Annotated in this window: 18 protein-coding genes and 1 pseudogene; 7 read left to right on the top strand and 12 right to left on the bottom strand. The window is 62.2% G+C overall.

Going from position 1 to position 17,680, the window contains the following annotated elements; translation table 11 throughout:
* The first annotated feature begins 135 nt into the window (after positions 1-135).
* Complete coding sequence (locus QTL94_RS03570; RefSeq protein WP_289800612.1) at positions 136-1,977, top strand: hypothetical protein; 1,842 nt, start codon at positions 136-138, stop codon at positions 1,975-1,977.
* A 3-nt stretch (positions 1,978-1,980) separates the two neighbouring features.
* Here QTL94_RS03570 and QTL94_RS03565 read toward each other — a convergent pair whose 3' ends face one another.
* Together QTL94_RS03565 and QTL94_RS03560 are read right to left on the bottom strand one after the other, a co-directional pair.
* A complete protein-coding gene (locus tag QTL94_RS03565) occupies positions 1,981-2,220 on the bottom strand; it encodes a hypothetical protein (RefSeq protein ID WP_065690969.1) in 240 nt (79 codons plus the stop codon).
* A 121-nt stretch (positions 2,221-2,341) separates the two neighbouring features.
* Positions 2,342-2,605 carry a spike base protein, RCAP_Rcc01079 family gene (locus tag QTL94_RS03560; protein ID WP_289800611.1) on the bottom strand — a complete coding sequence of 88 codons (264 nt, stop codon included), beginning with the start codon at positions 2,603-2,605 and terminating at the stop codon, positions 2,342-2,344.
* A 207-nt stretch (positions 2,606-2,812) separates the two neighbouring features.
* Here QTL94_RS03560 and xseA point away from each other — a divergent pair, with 207 nt between their 5' ends.
* Positions 2,813-4,399 (top strand): exodeoxyribonuclease VII large subunit, encoded by a 1,587-nt coding sequence (xseA, locus tag QTL94_RS03555; RefSeq protein WP_289800610.1) that lies wholly within the window; start codon positions 2,813-2,815, stop codon positions 4,397-4,399.
* Positions 4,400-4,408: 9 nt separating this feature from the next.
* Positions 4,409-4,998, top strand: a pseudogene (locus QTL94_RS03550) (NAD(P)H-dependent oxidoreductase).
* Here the strand turns inward: QTL94_RS03550 and QTL94_RS03545 are convergent.
* Positions 4,999-5,481: a MarR family winged helix-turn-helix transcriptional regulator gene (locus QTL94_RS03545; protein WP_289800609.1), complete on the bottom strand. Its 483-nt coding sequence runs from the start codon at positions 5,479-5,481 to the stop codon at positions 4,999-5,001.
* A 95-nt stretch (positions 5,482-5,576) separates the two neighbouring features.
* On the opposite strand from QTL94_RS03545, the gene QTL94_RS03540 reads away from it, so the two are divergent.
* The gene (locus QTL94_RS03540; RefSeq protein ID WP_289800608.1) at positions 5,577-6,488 is read left to right on the top strand and encodes an EamA family transporter; all 912 of its coding nucleotides are present in this window, start codon (positions 5,577-5,579) and stop codon (positions 6,486-6,488) included.
* Here the strand turns inward: QTL94_RS03540 and QTL94_RS03535 are convergent.
* The 5 genes from QTL94_RS03535 to QTL94_RS03515 form a co-directional block, all read right to left on the bottom strand.
* The gene (locus QTL94_RS03535; protein ID WP_289800607.1) at positions 6,436-7,689 is read right to left on the bottom strand and encodes an aminopeptidase; all 1,254 of its coding nucleotides are present in this window, start codon (positions 7,687-7,689) and stop codon (positions 6,436-6,438) included. The genes QTL94_RS03540 and QTL94_RS03535 overlap by 53 nt on opposite strands.
* A 73-nt stretch (positions 7,690-7,762) precedes the next feature.
* Positions 7,763-8,236, bottom strand: coding sequence for a Cys-tRNA(Pro) deacylase (gene ybaK / locus QTL94_RS03530; RefSeq protein WP_289800606.1), 474 nt, complete (start codon positions 8,234-8,236; stop codon positions 7,763-7,765).
* Between the two features lie 3 nt (positions 8,237-8,239).
* Complete coding sequence (locus QTL94_RS03525) at positions 8,240-8,590, bottom strand: ArsC family reductase (protein WP_289800605.1); 351 nt, start codon at positions 8,588-8,590, stop codon at positions 8,240-8,242.
* Positions 8,591-8,592: 2 nt separating this feature from the next.
* Complete coding sequence (locus tag QTL94_RS03520; protein ID WP_289800604.1) at positions 8,593-9,651, bottom strand: succinylglutamate desuccinylase/aspartoacylase family protein; 1,059 nt, start codon at positions 9,649-9,651, stop codon at positions 8,593-8,595.
* Between the two features lie 66 nt (positions 9,652-9,717).
* Entirely contained in the window at positions 9,718-10,404 is a 687-nt protein-coding gene (locus QTL94_RS03515; protein ID WP_289800603.1) for a 2'-5' RNA ligase family protein, read from the bottom strand.
* Between the two features lie 54 nt (positions 10,405-10,458).
* Here QTL94_RS03515 and QTL94_RS03510 point away from each other — a divergent pair, with 54 nt between their 5' ends.
* Complete coding sequence (locus QTL94_RS03510; RefSeq protein WP_289800602.1) at positions 10,459-11,688, top strand: glycosyltransferase; 1,230 nt, start codon at positions 10,459-10,461, stop codon at positions 11,686-11,688.
* A gap of 19 nt (positions 11,689-11,707) precedes the next feature.
* Here QTL94_RS03510 and QTL94_RS03505 read toward each other — a convergent pair whose 3' ends face one another.
* Positions 11,708-12,631 (bottom strand): LysR family transcriptional regulator, encoded by a 924-nt coding sequence (locus QTL94_RS03505; protein WP_289800601.1) that lies wholly within the window; start codon positions 12,629-12,631, stop codon positions 11,708-11,710.
* A 128-nt stretch (positions 12,632-12,759) separates the two neighbouring features.
* Here QTL94_RS03505 and QTL94_RS03500 point away from each other — a divergent pair, with 128 nt between their 5' ends.
* Both QTL94_RS03500 and QTL94_RS03495 read left to right on the top strand, forming a co-directional pair.
* Positions 12,760-13,941 carry an MFS transporter gene (locus QTL94_RS03500; RefSeq protein ID WP_289800600.1) on the top strand — a complete coding sequence of 394 codons (1,182 nt, stop codon included), beginning with the start codon at positions 12,760-12,762 and terminating at the stop codon, positions 13,939-13,941.
* Between the two features lie 44 nt (positions 13,942-13,985).
* On the top strand, positions 13,986-14,819 hold the full coding sequence (locus tag QTL94_RS03495; RefSeq protein WP_289800599.1) for an aldo/keto reductase: 834 nt from the start codon (positions 13,986-13,988) through the stop codon (positions 14,817-14,819).
* A 62-nt stretch (positions 14,820-14,881) separates the two neighbouring features.
* Here QTL94_RS03495 and guaA read toward each other — a convergent pair whose 3' ends face one another.
* The 3 genes from guaA to QTL94_RS03480 form a co-directional block, all read right to left on the bottom strand.
* Complete coding sequence (gene guaA, locus QTL94_RS03490; protein ID WP_065692491.1) at positions 14,882-16,444, bottom strand: glutamine-hydrolyzing GMP synthase; 1,563 nt, start codon at positions 16,442-16,444, stop codon at positions 14,882-14,884.
* Positions 16,445-16,538: 94 nt separating this feature from the next.
* On the bottom strand, positions 16,539-17,177 hold the full coding sequence (locus QTL94_RS03485; RefSeq protein WP_113520465.1) for a 5'-methylthioadenosine/S-adenosylhomocysteine nucleosidase: 639 nt from the start codon (positions 17,175-17,177) through the stop codon (positions 16,539-16,541).
* On the bottom strand, positions 17,174-17,623 hold the full coding sequence (locus QTL94_RS03480; RefSeq protein ID WP_065692489.1) for a PaaI family thioesterase: 450 nt from the start codon (positions 17,621-17,623) through the stop codon (positions 17,174-17,176). Before QTL94_RS03480 ends, QTL94_RS03485 begins: the two co-directional genes overlap by 4 nt.
* Between the last annotated feature and the right edge of the window lie 57 nt (positions 17,624-17,680).

The following is a 17,680-nucleotide window of genomic DNA, read 5'->3' as shown; positions in this document are numbered from 1 at the left end:
GTCCGTGACGAAGAAATCCGCGCAAGTCTAACGACTGGCCGTTAACAACTAGCTATGACCTGCAGGGTCTTCGGTGCTTTACGCTTTCTTGATGCGCGATGGCTAAACTGTCGCGCACTGAAAACGAGATCCGCCATGACGAATGTTACCTCGATGACCGGCAATCCAGCATCGAAGTTCTCCGCCGGGACCCTGCGCGCCTTGGCGACGCAGCTCTGGCCGTCGGTGATTGTCTACAGCATCATTCTGCTGGTCGCTCTTGCCGCGCTCAAGCTGCCCGGAGCGAAGGATTATGTCGGTGCCGACAATGATGACGGCATGCGTCTCGTCGAGGTGCGCGATTTTCTGAACGGGCAGGGCTGGTTCGATCTCATGCAGTACCGCATGGGGCTTGGCAACGGGACGCTGATGCACTGGTCGCGGCTGATCGATTTGCCGATTGCAACTTTGATCAGGTTCTTTGGCCTCTTCCTGCCGCAGGAAAGGGCAGAGGCGATATCGCTGACGGTCTGGCCCTTTGCGCTTGTCGTCCCCAGCCTGTGGGGGATGGGCCTCGCCGGGCGCCGCATCGGCGGCATCGCGGGCATGCATGTGGTTCTCGGACTGAGTGTCTTGCTTCTGGTAACCAGCAACCGCTTCGTTCCCGGCGCGATCGACCACCACAACGCCCAGTTTGCGCTGGTGGCGATCATGGCGGCCATGCTTCTGGACGAGGATTATCGACCGCTCAGTTTCATGATCGCGGGCATTGCCGCCGCCATCGCCATCGCGATCGGCGCGGAGACGACACCGTTCGTTGCCGCTGTCTGTGTCGTCGTTGCCTTGTCGTGGGTATGGGAAGGCGAGGTCTTCGCTCCAGCCGCGAAGTCCTTCGGCCTCTCGCTCGCATTGTCCATAACCGTTTTCTTCTTCGGCATGACGCCGCCGCGGCTTTACTCGGCCGTCACCTGCGACAACCTCTCGCTCGGTTATTACAGCCTGGCTGCGATCGGAGGAGGGCTCCTGCTGCTGACTGCCGCAACGGCAAGCCGCGCCACCCGTACCGTCCGCTTTGCCGCGCTCGGCGGCATCGGCGCTTCGGTTCTGCTATCGGCGCTGATCATCGCGCCGAACTGCCTGCACAATCCCCTTGCGGATCTCGATCCGATGCTGGTGAACCTCTGGCTGAACCAGATTCAGGAGGCACAGTCCATCTTCGGCGCCAACCGGCAGGATCCGTTTACCCTTGGCTTTTTCTATGCGACGGGCGTCTTCGCGATCGCCGTCTGCGTTGCCCGTCTTGCCTGCCGCGACAGGATCCGCATTCACCTGATCCTGCTTGTACTCCTGGCTGTCAGCTGGGGGATTGCCACCGTCCAGGTGCGCGGCGCGCAGTTCTCGAACCTTCTCGCCATCTTCCCGCTTGCGCTGCTGATCATCGATATCAGGCGCGTCTCCAACAGCGACAGCGAGAACGTTGCAGCAGCCTTTTGCTACATCTCCACCGTCTTGATGAGCGTCGCTGCGGTCTGGGGACTCGGTGGCGGGCTGGTGGGCATACAGATCGACGGCAATCTGTATAATCCACGGCAAGGCGGGGCCCAGTCATCCTGCTCGGCGAAAACCAGCCTTTCGCCTCTCGCAGACATTCCTCCGGGTCTCGTCGCAGGGCCATCCGATATGGGGGTCTCGATCCTGCGGTTTACTGACCACCGCATCCTGTCGGCGCCATACCATCGCAATCAGGGTGGCATGTTGACCGAGATGCATATCGGGCTTGCGCAGCCGCAGGAGGCGGAAGCCTTTCTTCGCGGCGCTGGTGTCAATGTGCTGGCCTTTTGCGCCGGCAATCCGCAAACGCGCGAACTCGCCAAGATCAAGCCGGATGGTCTCTATGCGCAGTTGGAAAAGGGCAATGTCCCTGCTTATCTCCAGCCCATCGCGAAGCCGCAGGACGCGCCGGTCCAGTTCTTCCGCTATGTGCCAACGGAGAAGTGAAGCTTAGCTGAAGCGGGTTTGCTTTCGCGCGAGCTCGATCGAGTGCAAGCCGACGAGGGCCACAAGCAGGCCGACATTGTAGCAGATGATCGCTGCGATCAGGTGAAGCACGGAGACCGATGAGGAGAAGATGGCGGCGCAAGCATAGGAAACGCAAATCATGCAACCGACAAACGCCATTGCGAACATTGAGCGCAGCGGCGCAGTCGCAAAGCCCAGTCCAGCACCAATCAAAGCGATCATTCGCTATCTCCCGATTCGCTTAAGTATAGATGGGCTTGTGTTGCCGAACAATTAACGCGCGCCCCTATCCCCGTTTTCCACATGCCCAACACCAGCCTCGCGCAAGCTTCGATCCATCGCGCTAGATCAGCCCGATGATGGCTTCGGCGGAGGTGTCGGTCGCGTAGACCCGCGAGACCCGCAACGGCAGCAGCGTGCCGTCGGGAACGGCTTCGAAGCGCAAAACCTGGCCGGAGGCCATGGCCACCGTCAATTCGCCTCCGCTGCCGATGTAGAGAGCTCGGGTTATCTCGGGCAGGTCAAGGCTGTCACTCGGCGAGACAGGAAAGCCGGAGCTCGCGGGGCCGGTCAGGGATGGTGCGTGGGAAGCGAAGCGGTCGGACATGGAAACTCCTTTCATCAATGCCGCGATCATGACGGCCCGCAATGGGGCGGGGAAAACGCGGGGGAGCCGGTCGCGACGCCCGGCGCGATAATTCGTTGAAATCCAAGGGCGAAAAGTCGGGTTCGCGACGATATCGCGCGGAGGGTGCCAAAAAAACGTCCCCTTCCGGAGGCTGATCTTCCGCGTCTATTCGGATAGAACGTAGCCATGAGCAACGTCTTCGAGAATGATTCGCCAAGCAATCTCACCGAATATTCGGTGTCGGAGCTGTCCGGTTCGATCAAGCGGACCGTGGAGACTGCATTCGATCAGGTCCGGGTGCGCGGTGAGATATCGGGCTACCGCGGGCCGCATTCCTCCGGTCATGCCTATTTCGCGCTGAAGGACGATCGGTCGCGGATCGATGCCGTTATCTGGAAGGGCGTGTTCTCGAGGCTGAAATTTCGACCCGAAGAGGGGATGGAAGTGATCGCCACCGGCAAGGTGACGACATTCCCAGGCTCGTCGAAATACCAGATCGTCATCGAGAGCCTCGAGCCAGCCGGCGCCGGTGCGCTGATGGCCCTCATCGAGGAACGCAAGCGCAGGCTTGGCGCCGAGGGGCTGTTCGACCCCGCGCGCAAGCGGCGGCTGCCTTACATGCCACGGGTAATCGGCGTGGTGACGTCGCCGACCGGCGCGGTCATCCGCGATATTCTTCACCGCATAGCCGATCGCTTTGCCGTCCACGTTATCGTCTGGCCGGTCAAGGTTCAGGGCGAGGGGTCGGGTGAGGAGGTCGCCAATGCCATTCGCGGCTTCAACGCCTTCGAGCCCGGCGGCGCACTGCCGCGTCCCGACGTGCTCATTGTGGCACGCGGCGGTGGCAGCCTTGAGGATCTCTGGAGTTTCAACGACGAGATCGTCGTCCGGGCGGCGGCCGAAAGCGGCATACCGCTGATCTCAGCCGTCGGGCACGAAACCGACTGGACCCTGATCGACTACGCCGCCGACGTGCGCGCGCCGACGCCGACGGGCGCTGCCGAAATGGCCGTGCCTGTCAAAGCCGAGCTGGAAGCGCAGATTGCCGGATTGTCGGCACGACTGCAGGGCGCCACGAGCCGCCACATGGACCACCGTCGTCAATCGGTTCGGGCGCTGATGCGCGCCTTGCCATCGCTGGACCAGCTTCTGGCGTTGCCACGTCGCCGGTTCGACGAGACTGCGGCGGGGCTCGGCCGTGGCCTGGAACTCAACACGATCAACAAGCGCCGAAGCTTCGAGAAGACGGCGGCGCATCTGCGCCCCGAAGTTCTGTCGAACCGCATTGCCGAGCGTCGACAGATGCTTGTCGAGCGCATCACGCGGGCGGAACGCAGGATCGAGCGTCTGATCGATTTCTCGAAGTCCCGCGTCAGCCGCGCCGATGCCGTCTTTGCCTCGCTGCCGGCGAGATTGAAAACGCAGACCGCCAGAATGCGTGACCATCTGGCAAACCTCTCGCGCCACGCCGATACGGCCGTCCGCCACAAGATGACGCGCGCGAGGGGCGACGTGGCTGCCCAGGACCGCGTGCTGCAGTCCCTGTCCTACAAGAACGTGTTGAAGCGCGGATACGCGGTCGTCCGAGACGATGAAAATCGCCCGGTGTCACAGGCCGCGGCTCTGGCGTCCGGCATGGCTATTTCGATCGAGTTCGCCGATGGCCAGATCGGCGCGATCACGACGGAAGGCGGACCCGCGCCGGCCACCAAGAAGCGCGTGGTGAAGGCGTCGACGGCGGGCGAGCCACCCAAGCAGGGCACTCTTTTCTAGGGGTAAGCAGTGCACATATTACTGGTTCTCGCGCATCCGCTGGAAGACAGTTTCGCCTCCGCCGTGGCTGCCACTGCCCGCCAGGCGCTTGAAGCGCGCGGTCATAGCGTCGATCTGCTGGACCTCTATCGGGAGGATTTGGTCCGCGACTGTCGAAATCCGAAAGAGCCGGCTACTTCGACGTTCCCTATGATTGCTCGGGCGTTTCCGGCATCTTCGAGCGCCTGCGGGCGGCGGACGGACTGGTCCTGGTTTTCCCGCAATGGTGGTTCAATTTCCCGGCGGTTCTCAAGGGTTTCTTCGATCGCGTCTTCGCGCCGGGCGTCGCCTTCGAGCATGACGTCGCCGGTGGCCGCATCCTTCCGCGGCTGGGCAATATCAAGATACTGTGGGCTTTGACGACGACGGGATCGCCGTGGTGGCTCGTGCATTTCTACATGGGCAATCCCGTTCGCCGGCTACTGAAGCGCGGGATTGCAAGCTTCTGCTCGAAGCGCGTGAATTTCCGCATGCTGACGCTGCACGATATGGACCGGGCAACCGCAGAAAGACGGGCCGCACACCTCGAGCGCGTCAGAAGCGCCCTAGGCGCCCTCTGATCATTCGAAGGCTGCCAGGAACTTGCGCAGCAGCAGGTCGAGTTCGGCCTTATCCTGTGAGGTAAGGCTCTGCGTCAGGCGTTGTTGATTGGCGACATGCGCGCCGACGGCGGTCTCGACCACGGCCAGCCCGTTCGGGGTCAGCGCAATCAGGACACTCCGCCGGTCATCGGGATTGACGACGCGTTCGACGAAGCCTGCTTTCTCCAGCTGGTCGATCCGGTTCGTCATCGTGCCGGAACTGACCATCGTCATGCCGAGCAGATCGCCCGGCGAGAGACGATAGGGAGCGCCTGAACGGCGAAGCGTCGCCAGTACGTCGAAGGACGAGGAGGAGAGGCCGTGCTGCTGGAGCACCTGTTCGACTTCGCGTGCCAAGTGTGTCGCAAGCCTCTTCAGGCGGCCCATGATCCCCATGGCTTCGGTGTCGAGATCAGGACGCTCCTGCTTCCACTGTAATAAAATTCGGTCAACGCGGTCCATGAATGTCTCCTGCTCGGTCACACTTAACGACTGATATCTTGACGTCAAGATAAATGGGCGTAAGCTTGAAATATCTTGACGTAGAGATTCTTGATATGAAGAAAAATACGACCTATGCCGCCGACGTCGCGGCCACCGCACTGGCTCCCGCGATCTGGGGAAGCACCTATTTTGTGACGACCACCTTTCTGCCCGCGGGCTATCCACTCACCGTGGCCTTGCTCCGCGCACTGCCGGCGGGTCTTCTGTTGCTGGCGCTTGTCCGCAAGCTGCCGCACGGCATCTGGTGGTTCAGGGCTTTCCTGCTCGGCGCGCTGAATTTTTCGTTCTTCTGGGCGATGTTGTTCGTCTCGGCATACAGGCTTCCCGGGGGCGTCGCCGCGACGGTCGGCGCCATCCAACCGTTGATCGTCATTGCCTTGTCGCGTCTGTTTCTTGGCAGGCCAATTCGGCCGCTTGCGGTCGTGGCCGGGTGCATTGGCATGCTCGGCGTAGGGCTGCTGGTCTTGACGCCGAAGGCAGCCTTGGATCCGGTCGGTATCGCCGCCGGGCTGGCGGGTGCGGTCTCGATAGCGTTTGGAACGGTGCTGACGCGCCGCTGGACGCCGCCGGTGTCGAGCCTCACCTTCACCGCATGGCAGCTCACGGCGGGCGGAATCCTGTTGTTGCCGATCGCGCTGTTGGCGGAGCCGGCGTTGCCGGTCCCGACCCTCGGCAATGTCCTTGGCATGGCCTATCTCGGCCTTATCGGCGCGGCCGCAACCTATCTCTTGTGGTTCCGTGGATTGGCGCGCATCGAGCCGTCGGCGGCGGCGTCGCTGGGGTTTCTAAGCCCCGTTGTCGCGACGCTGCTCGGGTGGCTGGCGTTGGGCCAGAGCCTGACGCTCGCGCAGCTTTGCGGTTTCGCAATGGTGCTCGCGAGCGTCTGGCTCAGTCAGAGAACGATGATACCGGTCAGGCCCATTCACCCTGGCGCATTACCGGAACGCGGGAGCCGTCCGGCCTGATACCGTCGATGTCGACCTTGTTGGACCCGATCATCCAATCGATGTGGATGAGGCTCGAATTGCCGCCCTGCGCCTTGATCTGCTCCTGGCTGAGCTTGGCGCCATCGAGGAAGCACTTGGAGTAGCATTGGCCCAGCGCGATGTGGCAGGAGGCGTTCTCGTCGAACAGCGTGTTGTAGAACAGGATGCCGCTTGCCGAGATCGGCGATGAGTGCGGCACCAGGGCGACCTCGCCAAGCCGGCGCGCGCCCTCATCGGTATCCAGTACCTTGTTTAGGACCTCCTCGCCACGCGAGGCCTTTGCCTCGACGATCCGGCCACCTTCGAAGCGAACGCGGATATTGTCGATCAACGTTCCCTGGTGCGACAACGGCTTGGTGCTCGATACATGCCCTTCGACGCGCAGGGCATGCGGCGTGGTGAAGACCTCTTCTGTCGGAATATTGGGATTGCAGGTAATCCCGTTCTTCGCGGTTGAAGCGCCGCCGTGCCACTCGTGGCCATCGGCAAGGCCAACCTTGAGATCGGTGCCCGGACCGGTGAAATGCAGCGCCTCGAAGCGCTCGCCGTTCAGCCAGTGAGAGCGCTTGGCGAGGTTGGCATTGTGTTCGGCCCAAGCCGCAATCGGATCGTCGAGGTCGACGCGGGACGCCGCAAAGATCGCCTTCGCGAGCTTCGCAACCGCGATGGGCTCGGGATCGTTGGGAAACACCAGCTTTGCCCAGGAGGGATTGGGATAAGAGACGATGTTCCAGTTGGTGTCGAAGTTAGAGATCTTCTCCAAGGCCGGCTTGTAGGCGGTGGAGTTCGCCCGGTTGGCGCGGCCGACCTTGGCCGGGTCCTGCTCGGACAGCAGCATCGGATTGTCGCCGGCGATCGCAAGCCGCGCTGTGCCGCTGGAATAAGCCTTCGCCATGCCCTCATAGAGCCAGCCAGACGCGCGGTCGAAACTCTCGTTGGAACCATACTGGTAGCGGGCGAGGGTCGATTCCTCGTCGGAATAGAAGGCGGTCACGAGACCGGCGCCGGCCATATAGGCATGTTTGGTGATCAGCCGCACGAGGGGAAGGGCGACGACAGGTGCCGTCACAACAAGATCCTGACCGGCCTGCAGCTGCAGGCCGACCTTGACGGCCACCTCTGCCAGCTTCTCAAGCTTGACGGGATCCACGGAGTTCTGGCTCTGGGGAATGAAATTCATGGTTGATCACCTCCTGATACGGACTGAACCCTAGACTTAGTGGCCTTTGCGGCGAAAATGAAGGCGTTCTCGCTCAAACGACGAGCGGTGCCGATATCGCTTTCAGCGCCGTCAATGCATCCTTCGGGTCAAGGCGGACCTGCAGGCCGCGCTGCCCGCCGTTCATGTAGACGAGGGGCTCGGTCAGCGCCGTCGCTTCGATGGCGGTGGGAACGAGCTTCTTCTGGCCGAAGGGGCTGATGCCGCCGACATGATAGCCCGTCAGTCGCTCGGCGTCCGCCGGCTTCATCATGTTCGCAGCCTTGCCGCCGAAGGCGCTGGCGAGCTTCTTCATGCTAACTTCCCGGTCCGACGGGACCACGACACAGACCGGCTTGCCGTCGACCTCCGCCATCAGCGTTTTCAGCACCCGGTGCGGCTGCTCGCCGATCGCCTCCGCCGCCTGCAGCCCGATGCGCTCGGCATTCGGGTCGTAATCGTAGGTATGAACGGAAAAGGCCACGCCCGCCTTGCCGAGAACCTGGGTTGCGCGGGTCGTCTTCGACATGGCTCAGGACTCGAAGAAATCGGCGTAGCTGTCCGGCTTGAAGCCGATCAGAAGCTTGCCATCGGCTTCCACGACCGGTCGCTTGATCATCGACGGCTGCTCGATCATGAGGGCGATGGCCTTGTCCTTGTCGAGATCCTGGCGGGCCTCTTCGGGAAGCTTGCGGAACGTCGTTCCGGCCCGGTTCAGCACCGTCTCCCAGCCCGCTTCGGCCGTCCATTTTTCCAGATGCGCGCGATCGATCCCGACGGCTTTGTAGTCGTGGAAATCATGGGCGACAGCGTGCTCTTCCAGCCAGCTGCGCGCCTTCTTCATCGTGTCGCAATTCTTGATGCCATAAATGGTAGCGGCCATTCTCAGTCCTCCAGCGTTCCGGCCTTGCGTGTTGCCCTGCTCGGGTTTTCGCAGGCGATCTTCATCAGGTCGCCTCTGCGGCGCACGAAACGCTCGGCCGTGCGGGTCACGATCAGGCCTGCCTGCGGCGCCCGAACCTCGATGCTGCCATCGACCGCGCCGGGCCTGGTGATCAGCGTTGCGAGCAGCTCGCCCTCGGCGATCGTCTCGCCGATGTTGCGATGGAAAAGCACGGTTCCGGCGTCTGGCGCGCGGATCATCTCGACGTTGTCGAGCGGTACGGCCGGACCGGTGAATGACGCCGCCGAAACGGCGCTTTCGATGACCCCACGGCCAGCCAGGAAGCGAAACAGTCCGTCAGCGTCCTTGGCCGCCATCTCAGGGTAGACGTCGCGACGGCCGCGAAGCTCGACGGTGACCGATAGCTTGCCGGGGAGCTGTGTTTTCTTCTCGCCGGCGTCCTCGTATTTCCAGGCGTAACCCACGGCTTCCTCGAAAGCAGAGCTTTCACCGTCGGAGAGGAGCACCGCTTCCATGTCGAGCGCTGCCGCCAGGTCCTGCGCTTCCGGCCAGAAGGCGTCGTCGATGTAGGCATACTGGAGTGCTTCGTCATCGCAGTGCAGATCGATAACGAGATCCGCGCCGAGCGCCATATGCGTCAGCTGGCGCTTGAGCTTGTCGACGGCGGTGTGGCGATCGATATTGTCGATCAGGGTATCGCGATCCTTGGCGGAGATCAGCGGGAACTCGCGGTTGAAATTCGTCCTCGATGCGAGGTCGAACCGTCCCTGCAGTTCGCCAAAGTGCGACTGCGCCGTTCCGATCGGATTGGCTTGCGGTACGACCGTGATATCGCCACGGATCAGCCCGGCGCTTTCGGTCTGACGCAGCTGTTCGCAGAGGAAATGCGCCAGCGCCGTGCCGGGCAGTTCGTTGGCGTGCAGGGCGGCCTGGATGTAGACCTTCGGCGCCTTCGGGTCGCTGCCTTTGAAGCGCAGCACCGGAAGCCGCCATTCAATGCCCGTCGTATCGCCTGAAAGGATGATCTCGGACGTTTCCATCACTATCTCCGCTGCTTCTGATTGATGCAGCAGCTTTAAGCGCGTTCCAGCGGCTGAGGCAAGCCGTCAGCCACGGTTCTGCAGCGGCCAGCGTGCGACGTGGTCGTAGCCGGCTTCACCGACCCGCTTGTGCAGCAGCACGAATTCGCGCACCGGCACGACGACAGGTGTGGCGAGCCTCGTCCTGGGAATGATCTGGTCGGCATAGAACAAGGTAGCGTGCGGCTGGAAGTCGATATTCACGCCTGCGCCGCAACCGATAGCATGCATTTCGATGCCGATCCGCACATGCAGCTGCCGCAGCAGTTCGCGCCCGCCGTTTCCCGAAAGCACGATTGCGTTGCGGGACGAGAGGGGGAACGTGGTGATGTGATCGAAGGAGAGATCGAAGCTGCAGGCCTCTATCGCCGATGCTGCCCGGCAGGCCGCGAAGATCACGTCGTCGGAGATGCGCGCGGCGCTGTGGACGCCATAGAGCGAAACATGCAGCCGTTCGGACGGCAGGGGCGAGAGGCAGGGGCCGTGCTCTTCCCGCAGATTTTGCTGAATCTCCAGGCAGGCCTCGCGCGCTTCGGCATCGGGAAGAATGGCGAAAAACAGGTTTTCTTTGCCAAATCTTGACGATTGCGGAGGCATTCTGCCGCTTGCGAAATCGAAGGACGATTGCGTGTTCTGTCCGTGCATGACCAACCACCGGAGCATCCGCCCCGCCTCCGCTTCTCCAGGGAACGCGGCGATGGTAGCAGTTGTCATGCGTAGATCAAGAACAAAAGAAGAACAGATGCCATCGATGCCGGGAGTTCTGTTATGCGTATCCTGATGGCCTGCGCCGCCTTTCCGCCTTTTATCGATGGGGGCGGCCCGATTTCGGCGATGATGGTCGCCAAGCTTTTGATCTCCGCCGGCCACGACCTCGAAGTTGTGAACGTCTCTGGCGAGGACAAGCACGAGATCTACGACGGCGTGCCCGTGCGCAGGCTGAAGACGCTGAACATCGATTGGAACTATCGTCTGCCGCGTCCGGGCTGGAAGAAGCTGATCTGGCACGCGCTGGAGAACTTCAATCCGCGCGCTTTCGTCGTCATGCGCCGGGAAATCCGCCGCTTCAAGCCGGATATCGTGCTCACCGACAGCATCGAAAACATCAACGTCGCAACCTGGGTGGCGGCCAAGAGCTGCGACGTACCGGTCTGCCACATCCTCCGCAGCGCCTTTCTGCTGTGCTGGAAGGCCAGCATGCGACGCGGCAACGACAACTGCGAGCGCGCCTGTTCATCCTGCCAGGTGTCGTCCTACGGCAAGAAGGTCTTCTCGCGCTACGTCGACGCCGTGATCGGCGAGACCGACTTCATTCTGGGGCGCCATCTGGAGCATGGCTATTTTCCGAATGCGACCAGCCACAGGGTCCCTGGTGTGGTTTCGGTGGCTGCGCAGAAGCCGCGAACCTCCGCGCCCGCCACACCGCTGCGGTTCGGCTTCATCGGTGTGCACGATCCGGTGAAGGGGCTCGATACGCTGGCGCTCGCCGCTCAGCGGTTGAGTGATAACCCCGACGTCACCTTCGCGATCGCCGGCGGCACGGAGAGCGACTATTCAAAATCGCTCCAACAGAAATTCCCGGCGACCAACACCCGCTTTCTCGGCTGGACGAAGCCGGCTGATTTCTTTCCCGGGATCGATGTGCTCGTCGTGCCCTCGCTCTTCCGCGAGCCGTTCGGCCGGGTCGTCATCGAAGCATTCGCGCATGGCGTACCGGTGATCGGCGCGCGTTCCGGCGGCATACCGGAATCGATCAGGCATGGTGTCGACGGCTTTCTTTTTGAAGCTGGAGATGACGCGGCGCTGGCGCTGCAGATTGCCGATCTGGCCGCCTCGCCTGAGGCAATACCAGCACTCTCGGCGACGGCATTGGAGGCGGCCAGACGCTACAGGCCGGAGATTATCGCGGCTGGGTACGATGCAATATTTGCAGAGCTGAGGCCCGATCTTGCCGTCGAGGCTGAAACGACAATCCGTGCCGGCGGAAACGCCGGCTAACCAACCGGTTGGAGACAGCTCAGGCCGCCGGCGCGGTCAGCCTTGTTCCTCCCGTCCGTTCCACCATGAAGTCGACGAATGCGCGGATCCGGGCCGCAAGATGCTCATGACCGAGAAACACTGCGTGAATGACCTCCATGTCTTCCGCATTGAAGTCTTCGAGCAAAGGGACGAGGGTGCCGGCGTCGAGATCCGCTTGCACATGAAACTGTCCGATACGGCCGATGCCCACGCCGGCCAGGCATAGCTGCCGAACGATCGCACCGCTGTTGACCTGCATGTTGCCGCTCACCGCCTGGTAATAGACCTCCGAGGTGCCGGGCGCCCGGAAGGGCCATCCCTCATAAGAGCGGCGAAAATTGAAATTGATGCAGTTGTGGTCCGCCAGATCGTCGGGATCTCTGGGCGTCCCGTGCGCTTCCAGATAGCTTGGTGAGGCAATGGCCACGCTGCGGCTTTCGAAGAGCTTGCGTGCCTTCAGGGAGGAGTCGCGCATCGGCCCCGATCGTATCGCGATATCCGTGCGCTCTTCGAGAAGATCAATGACGCCGTCCGTGAGTGAAAGGTCGAGCTGCACCTCGGGATAGAGCGCAAGAAATTCCTGGGCGAGCGGTAGGATATAGCGCTCGCCGAAGCCGACGGAAGCGCTGACCCGGAGGATACCTCGCGGCACCATCCGGCCTCCACCGGCGACGATCTGCTCGGTTTCTTCGATCTCCGCGACAATCCTCTCCGCCCGCGCCAGGTAGACTTCACCCTCCGGCGTCAACTGCAGCGCGCGCGTCGAGCGCACTAGCAGCCGGGTTCCGAGACGGTCTTCGATACGCGTTATCAGCTTGCTGACGGCCGATGGCGACAGCTTAAGCTTTCGTCCCGCTGCCGAGAAGCTTTGCAATTGCGCCGCCTCCACGAAGACCTGCATTTCGCCTGCCCGATTGTCCATCTCTCACCTGTGAATTCAATTCAAAGGCATTTATCCGGCATACCCGATTATCGTTCAAGTGCACTGCCTCCATATTGCGCTGCAACAGCCCCAATGGCGCAACGCCGCTTTATGGAAAGAACTTCATCATGCCCTTGGCAATCTTTGCTTTGACGATCGCTGCGTATGCGATCGGAACCACGGAATTCGTGATTGTCGGCCTTCTGCCGACTGTTGCGACGGACCTCAACATCACCCTTTCGCTCGCCGGCCTGATCGTCAGCGTCTATGCCCTCGGTGTCACCTTCGGCGCGCCCATCCTGACCGCGCTGACCGGCAAGATCGAGCGGAAGCCGCTACTTCTCGGCCTCATGGCCGTGTTCGTGGTCGGCAACACGATCGCCGCGCTGTCGCCGAGCTATCATGCCCTGCTGGTCGCCCGCGTGATCGCCGCATTCGCCCACGGCGTCTTTTTCTCGGTGGGATCGACCATCGCCGCCGATCTTGTGCCTGAAAATCGTCGTGCATCGGCCATTGCCATGATGTTCATGGGCCTGACCGTCGCCATCGTCACCGGCGTTCCCATCGGCACCTATATCGGCCAGGTCTTCGGCTGGCGGGCAACCTTCTGGGCCGTCGCGGGCCTCGGTATCGTGGCCTTCGTCGGTATCGCTGCCCTGCTGCCGAACACGATCAGGAAGGCGCCGCCGGCAAGCATTCTCGATCAGGTCCGTGTCCTCGGCTCCGGTCGTCTCCTGCTCGTCTTCGCGATGACCGCACTCGGCTACGGCGGCACCTTTGTGGCCTTCACCTTCCTCGCACCGATCCTGCAGCAGATCACCGGCTTCTCCGCCTCCAGCGTCAGCCTGATCCTCGTACTCTATGGTATCGCGATTGCGGCGGGTAACATCGGCGGCGGCAGGATTGCCAACCGCAACCCTGTGAAGGCGCTGATTGGTCTGTTTGCCTTGCAGGCGATCGTTCTGGCGATCTTCTCGTTCACCGCGGTGTCGCCGGTCCTCACCCTGATCACGCTTGCCGCCCTCGGCTTCCTGTCCTTCGCCAACGTTCCGGGCCTGCAGCTCTATGTCGTGCAACTCGCCAAGGAGCACCGCCCCGGCGCCGTCGATGTCGCCTCCGCGCTCAATATCGCGGCCTTCAATCTCGGCATTGCGCTCGGCGCCTGGCTCGGCGGGCTCGTGGTCGAATCCCCGATGGGCCTTGCCGCGACGCCCTGGGTCGGAGGCATCCTTGTCGCCGCCGCACTGCTTCTGACGATCTGGAGCGGCGCCTTGGACCGCCGCACGATCCCGGCCCTGAAGACGGCCTGATCCGAGACAACCTCACTCCCACTTCGAAAAACAAGGAAAGACCCATGCATACTGTAACCACCAATGGCGCGACCGTTCCGGCCCTGGGCTTCGGCACCTTCCGCATTCCGGGCCCTGATGTGCTCAACATCGTGCCACAGGCACTGAAGGCCGGCTTCCGCCATATTGATACAGCCCAGATCTACGGCAACGAAGCCGAAATTGGCCAAGCCATCGCCAGTTCCGGCGTCGCGCGTGGAGATATTTTCCTGACCACCAAGGTCTGGGTCGACAACTACAGGCACGACGCATTCATCCGGTCCGTCGAGGAAAGCCTGACCAAGCTGAAGACCGACTACGTCGACCTGCTCCTGCTGCACTGGCCGAACGACGCCGTTTCGCTTGCCGAGCAGATCGGTGCGCTGAATGAAGTCAGGAAGGCGGGCAAGGTGCGCCACGTCGGCGTATCCAATTTCAACACCACCCTGATGGCCGAGGCACTGAAGCTCTCTGACGCGCCGCTCGTCACCAACCAGATCGAGTACCATCCCTATATCAATCAGGATGTGGTGATCGATGCGGCGAAGAAGGCCGGAATGGCCGTGACCGGCTACTACGGCATGGCGGACGGCAAGGTCTTTTCCGATGTCGTGCTGAAGGATATCGCCGCCAGGCACGGCAAGTCGGTCGCCCAGGTCGTGCTGCGCTGGCTCGTCCAGCAGGACGGCATCATCGCCCTGTCGAAGACGGTGAGCGAGGCGCGTGCGATTGAAAACGTTGCGATCTTTGATTTCGCGCTCACCGCGGAAGAAATGGCTGCGATCCACGCGCTCGCCAACGCCGATGGCCGCATCGTTTCGCCGGACGGCCTGGCTCCAATCTGGGACAAGGCTGCCTGATAAAGCTCGGCGGCGCGGAAGGAAATCAACCGCGCCGCCTGGCAATCTTCAAGATGTGACGATCATTCCCACTCGATCGTGCCCGGCGGCTTGCTGGTCACGTCATAGACCACGCGGTTGATCCCGCGCACTTCGTTGATGATGCGGGTGGCGGCGCGGCCGAGGAATTCCATGTCGTAGTGGTAGAAATCCGCCGTCATGCCGTCGACGGAGGTCACGGCGCGCAGCGCGCAGACGAATTCATAGGTGCGGCCGTCGCCCATGACGCCGACGGTCTGGACCGGGAGCAGCACGGCGAAAGCCTGCCAGATCGCGTCGTAGAGACCGGCCTTGCGGATTTCGTCGAGATAGATGGCGTCTGCTTCGCGCAGGATCTCCAGCTTTTCGCGGGTGATGCCGCCGGGGCAGCGGATCGCGAGGCCGGGACCCGGGAAGGGGTGGCGGCCGATGAAGCTATCGGGCAGGCCGAGCTCCTTGCCGAGCACGCGCACTTCGTCCTTGAAGAGTTCGCGCAGCGGCTCGACGAGCTGCATGTTCATACGTTCAGGCAGGCCACCGACATTGTGGTGCGACTTGATCGTCACCGACGGGCCGCCGGTGAAGGAAACGCTTTCGATCACGTCGGGATAGAGCGTGCCCTGGCCGAGGAAATCGGCGCCACCGAGCTTCTTGGCCTCTTCCTCGAAGGTCTCGATGAACAGGCGGCCGATGATCTTGCGCTTGGTCTCGGGGTCGGAAACGCCCTCGAGCTCGCCGATGAACTTGTCGGCCGCGTCGACGTGGATCAGGTGCAGATTATAGTGTTCGCGGAACATGGCGACGACATTGGCCGCCTCGTCTTTGCGCATCAGGCCGTGGTCGACGAGCACGCAGGTGAGCTTGTCGCCGATCGCCTCGTGGATCAGCAGAGCCGCAACCGAGCTGTCGACGCCGCCGGACAGAGCGCAAAGCACGCGCTTGTCGCCGACCTGCTTGCGGATCTCTTCGACCGCCTTCTGGCGGTAGGCCGACATCGACCAGTCGCCCTTGATGCCGGCGATGTTGTGAATGAAGTTGCCGATCAGCTTGGCGCCATCGGGGGTGTGGACCACCTCGGGGTGGAATTGCACACCGTAATATTTGCGCTTCTCGTCGGCGATGAAGGCGTAGGGCGCGTTCGGCGAAGTCGCGACGACCTTGAAACCTTCGGGAAGTGCGGTGACGCGGTCGCCATGGCTCATCCACACCTGGTGGCGCGAGCCCTTCGACCAGAGGCCTTCGAACAACTCGCTGTCTTCGTCGACTTCAAGGAAGGCGCGGCCGAATTCGCGGTGATGGCCGCTCTCGACCTTGCCGCCGAGCTGCATGCACATCGTCTGCTGGCCGTAGCAGATGCCGAAAACGGGAAGGCCGCTGTCGAAGATGATCTGGGGGGCGCGGGGCGAACCCTCGTCGACCGTCGAGGCCGGGCTGCCGGACAGGATCACGGCTTTCGGCTTCAGGCTCTTGAAGCCTTCTTCGGCGGACTGGAAGGGAACGATCTCGCAGTAGACGCCCGCTTCGCGCACGCGGCGCGCGATCAGCTGGGTTACCTGGCTGCCGAAATCGACGATGAGAACGCTGTCGGGATGTGCTGTCTGGGTCATGGCGAGCCTTTAATGAAAAGCACCCGGTCTTGCAATGCGGGAAATCCGCCGCACGAACATTTTATTGTGCTGATTGTCCCTATTTTAAAGGGTTTTAGAACCAAAAGACACCGTCCTCAAGCGCCGTGAACAGGCTGTCAACTGCGTAGGAGAGCTTGCGGTCGATGACGTGCAGATACTCCGTCCAGCCGGAAATATGCTGCAGCTCCTCGACGCCATCGGAAATGCCGCGCAGGCCGATGAGCGGCAGCTGGTAGGCCTGGCAGGCGCGCAGCACGGCGAAGGTCTCCATGTCGACCATGTCGGCTGCGATGCTGCCATAGGCCGTGCCGGAGACGACGTTGCCCCCCGTCGACAGGCTCGCCTCGGCGATGCCGGGGATCCGGAGCGGTAGCTCGACCGTGGCGGGAAGGTCGAGGAACGGCGTGCGTCCCTTCTCGAAGCCGAGTGGCGAGGCGTCCATGTCGCGGTAGGAGACGGAGGTGACCTGGTAGATCTCGGTCTGCTCGAGCTTCGACGAGCCGGCCGAGCCGAGCGAAACGACTAGCTGCGGCAGGTCGCCGGCGTGGTCGAGCTCCGTCAGCGCCCGGGTGAGGACCACGGCCGCTTCCACCGGGCCGACGCCGGTCATCAGAGGTTCGAACCGCGAGCGAAGAAAGGGGCCATATTCGGCCTCGGCCGCCATCACGAACAAAATGGACTTGCCGGCGACCGATTTCAGTTCGAACTTCATCCCGTAATTCCCTCTCTGCCGCGGATGATCATCATGGTGCTTGTCATGGAGGCGATCAGTTTGGCTGGTCCATCGCTGATCGCATAGCCTCTTCCGTCGGCGACGATGATGTTCGATCCAGGCTTGGTGATCTCGCCACGAAACAGGAAGCGGTCGCCGCGCCCCGGCGACATCAGGTTGACCTTGAATTCGATCGTCAGGATCGACGCGTCCGGGTCGATCACGCTGTAGGCCGCGAAACCGCAGGCGGAATCGAGCGCAGCCGAAATCACGCCGGCATGCAGTATGCCGTGCTGCTGCGTCAGTTTCACATCGAAGGGCAGCTCTATCTCGACCATCGCATGCTCGACCCGCGTCAGCTCAGCGCCGATGGTGTGCAGCGCGGCCTGTCGCGCAAAATTCTGGCGGATTCGTTCGCGGAAGTCGCCATTGTCGTTATTGGTCATGTGTCCTGTCCTTTGCCAGCGCGAAAGTGGCACGGCGCGCAGTGTTCGACAAGCGCT

It is taken from the genome of Rhizobium sp. S96 (assembly GCF_030382195.1).
In the GTDB taxonomy this organism is placed as follows: Bacteria; Pseudomonadota; Alphaproteobacteria; order Rhizobiales; family Rhizobiaceae; genus Rhizobium.
The sequence above is the reverse complement of the archived record's forward strand: the minus strand, read 5'-3'. Positions and strand labels throughout refer to the sequence as shown.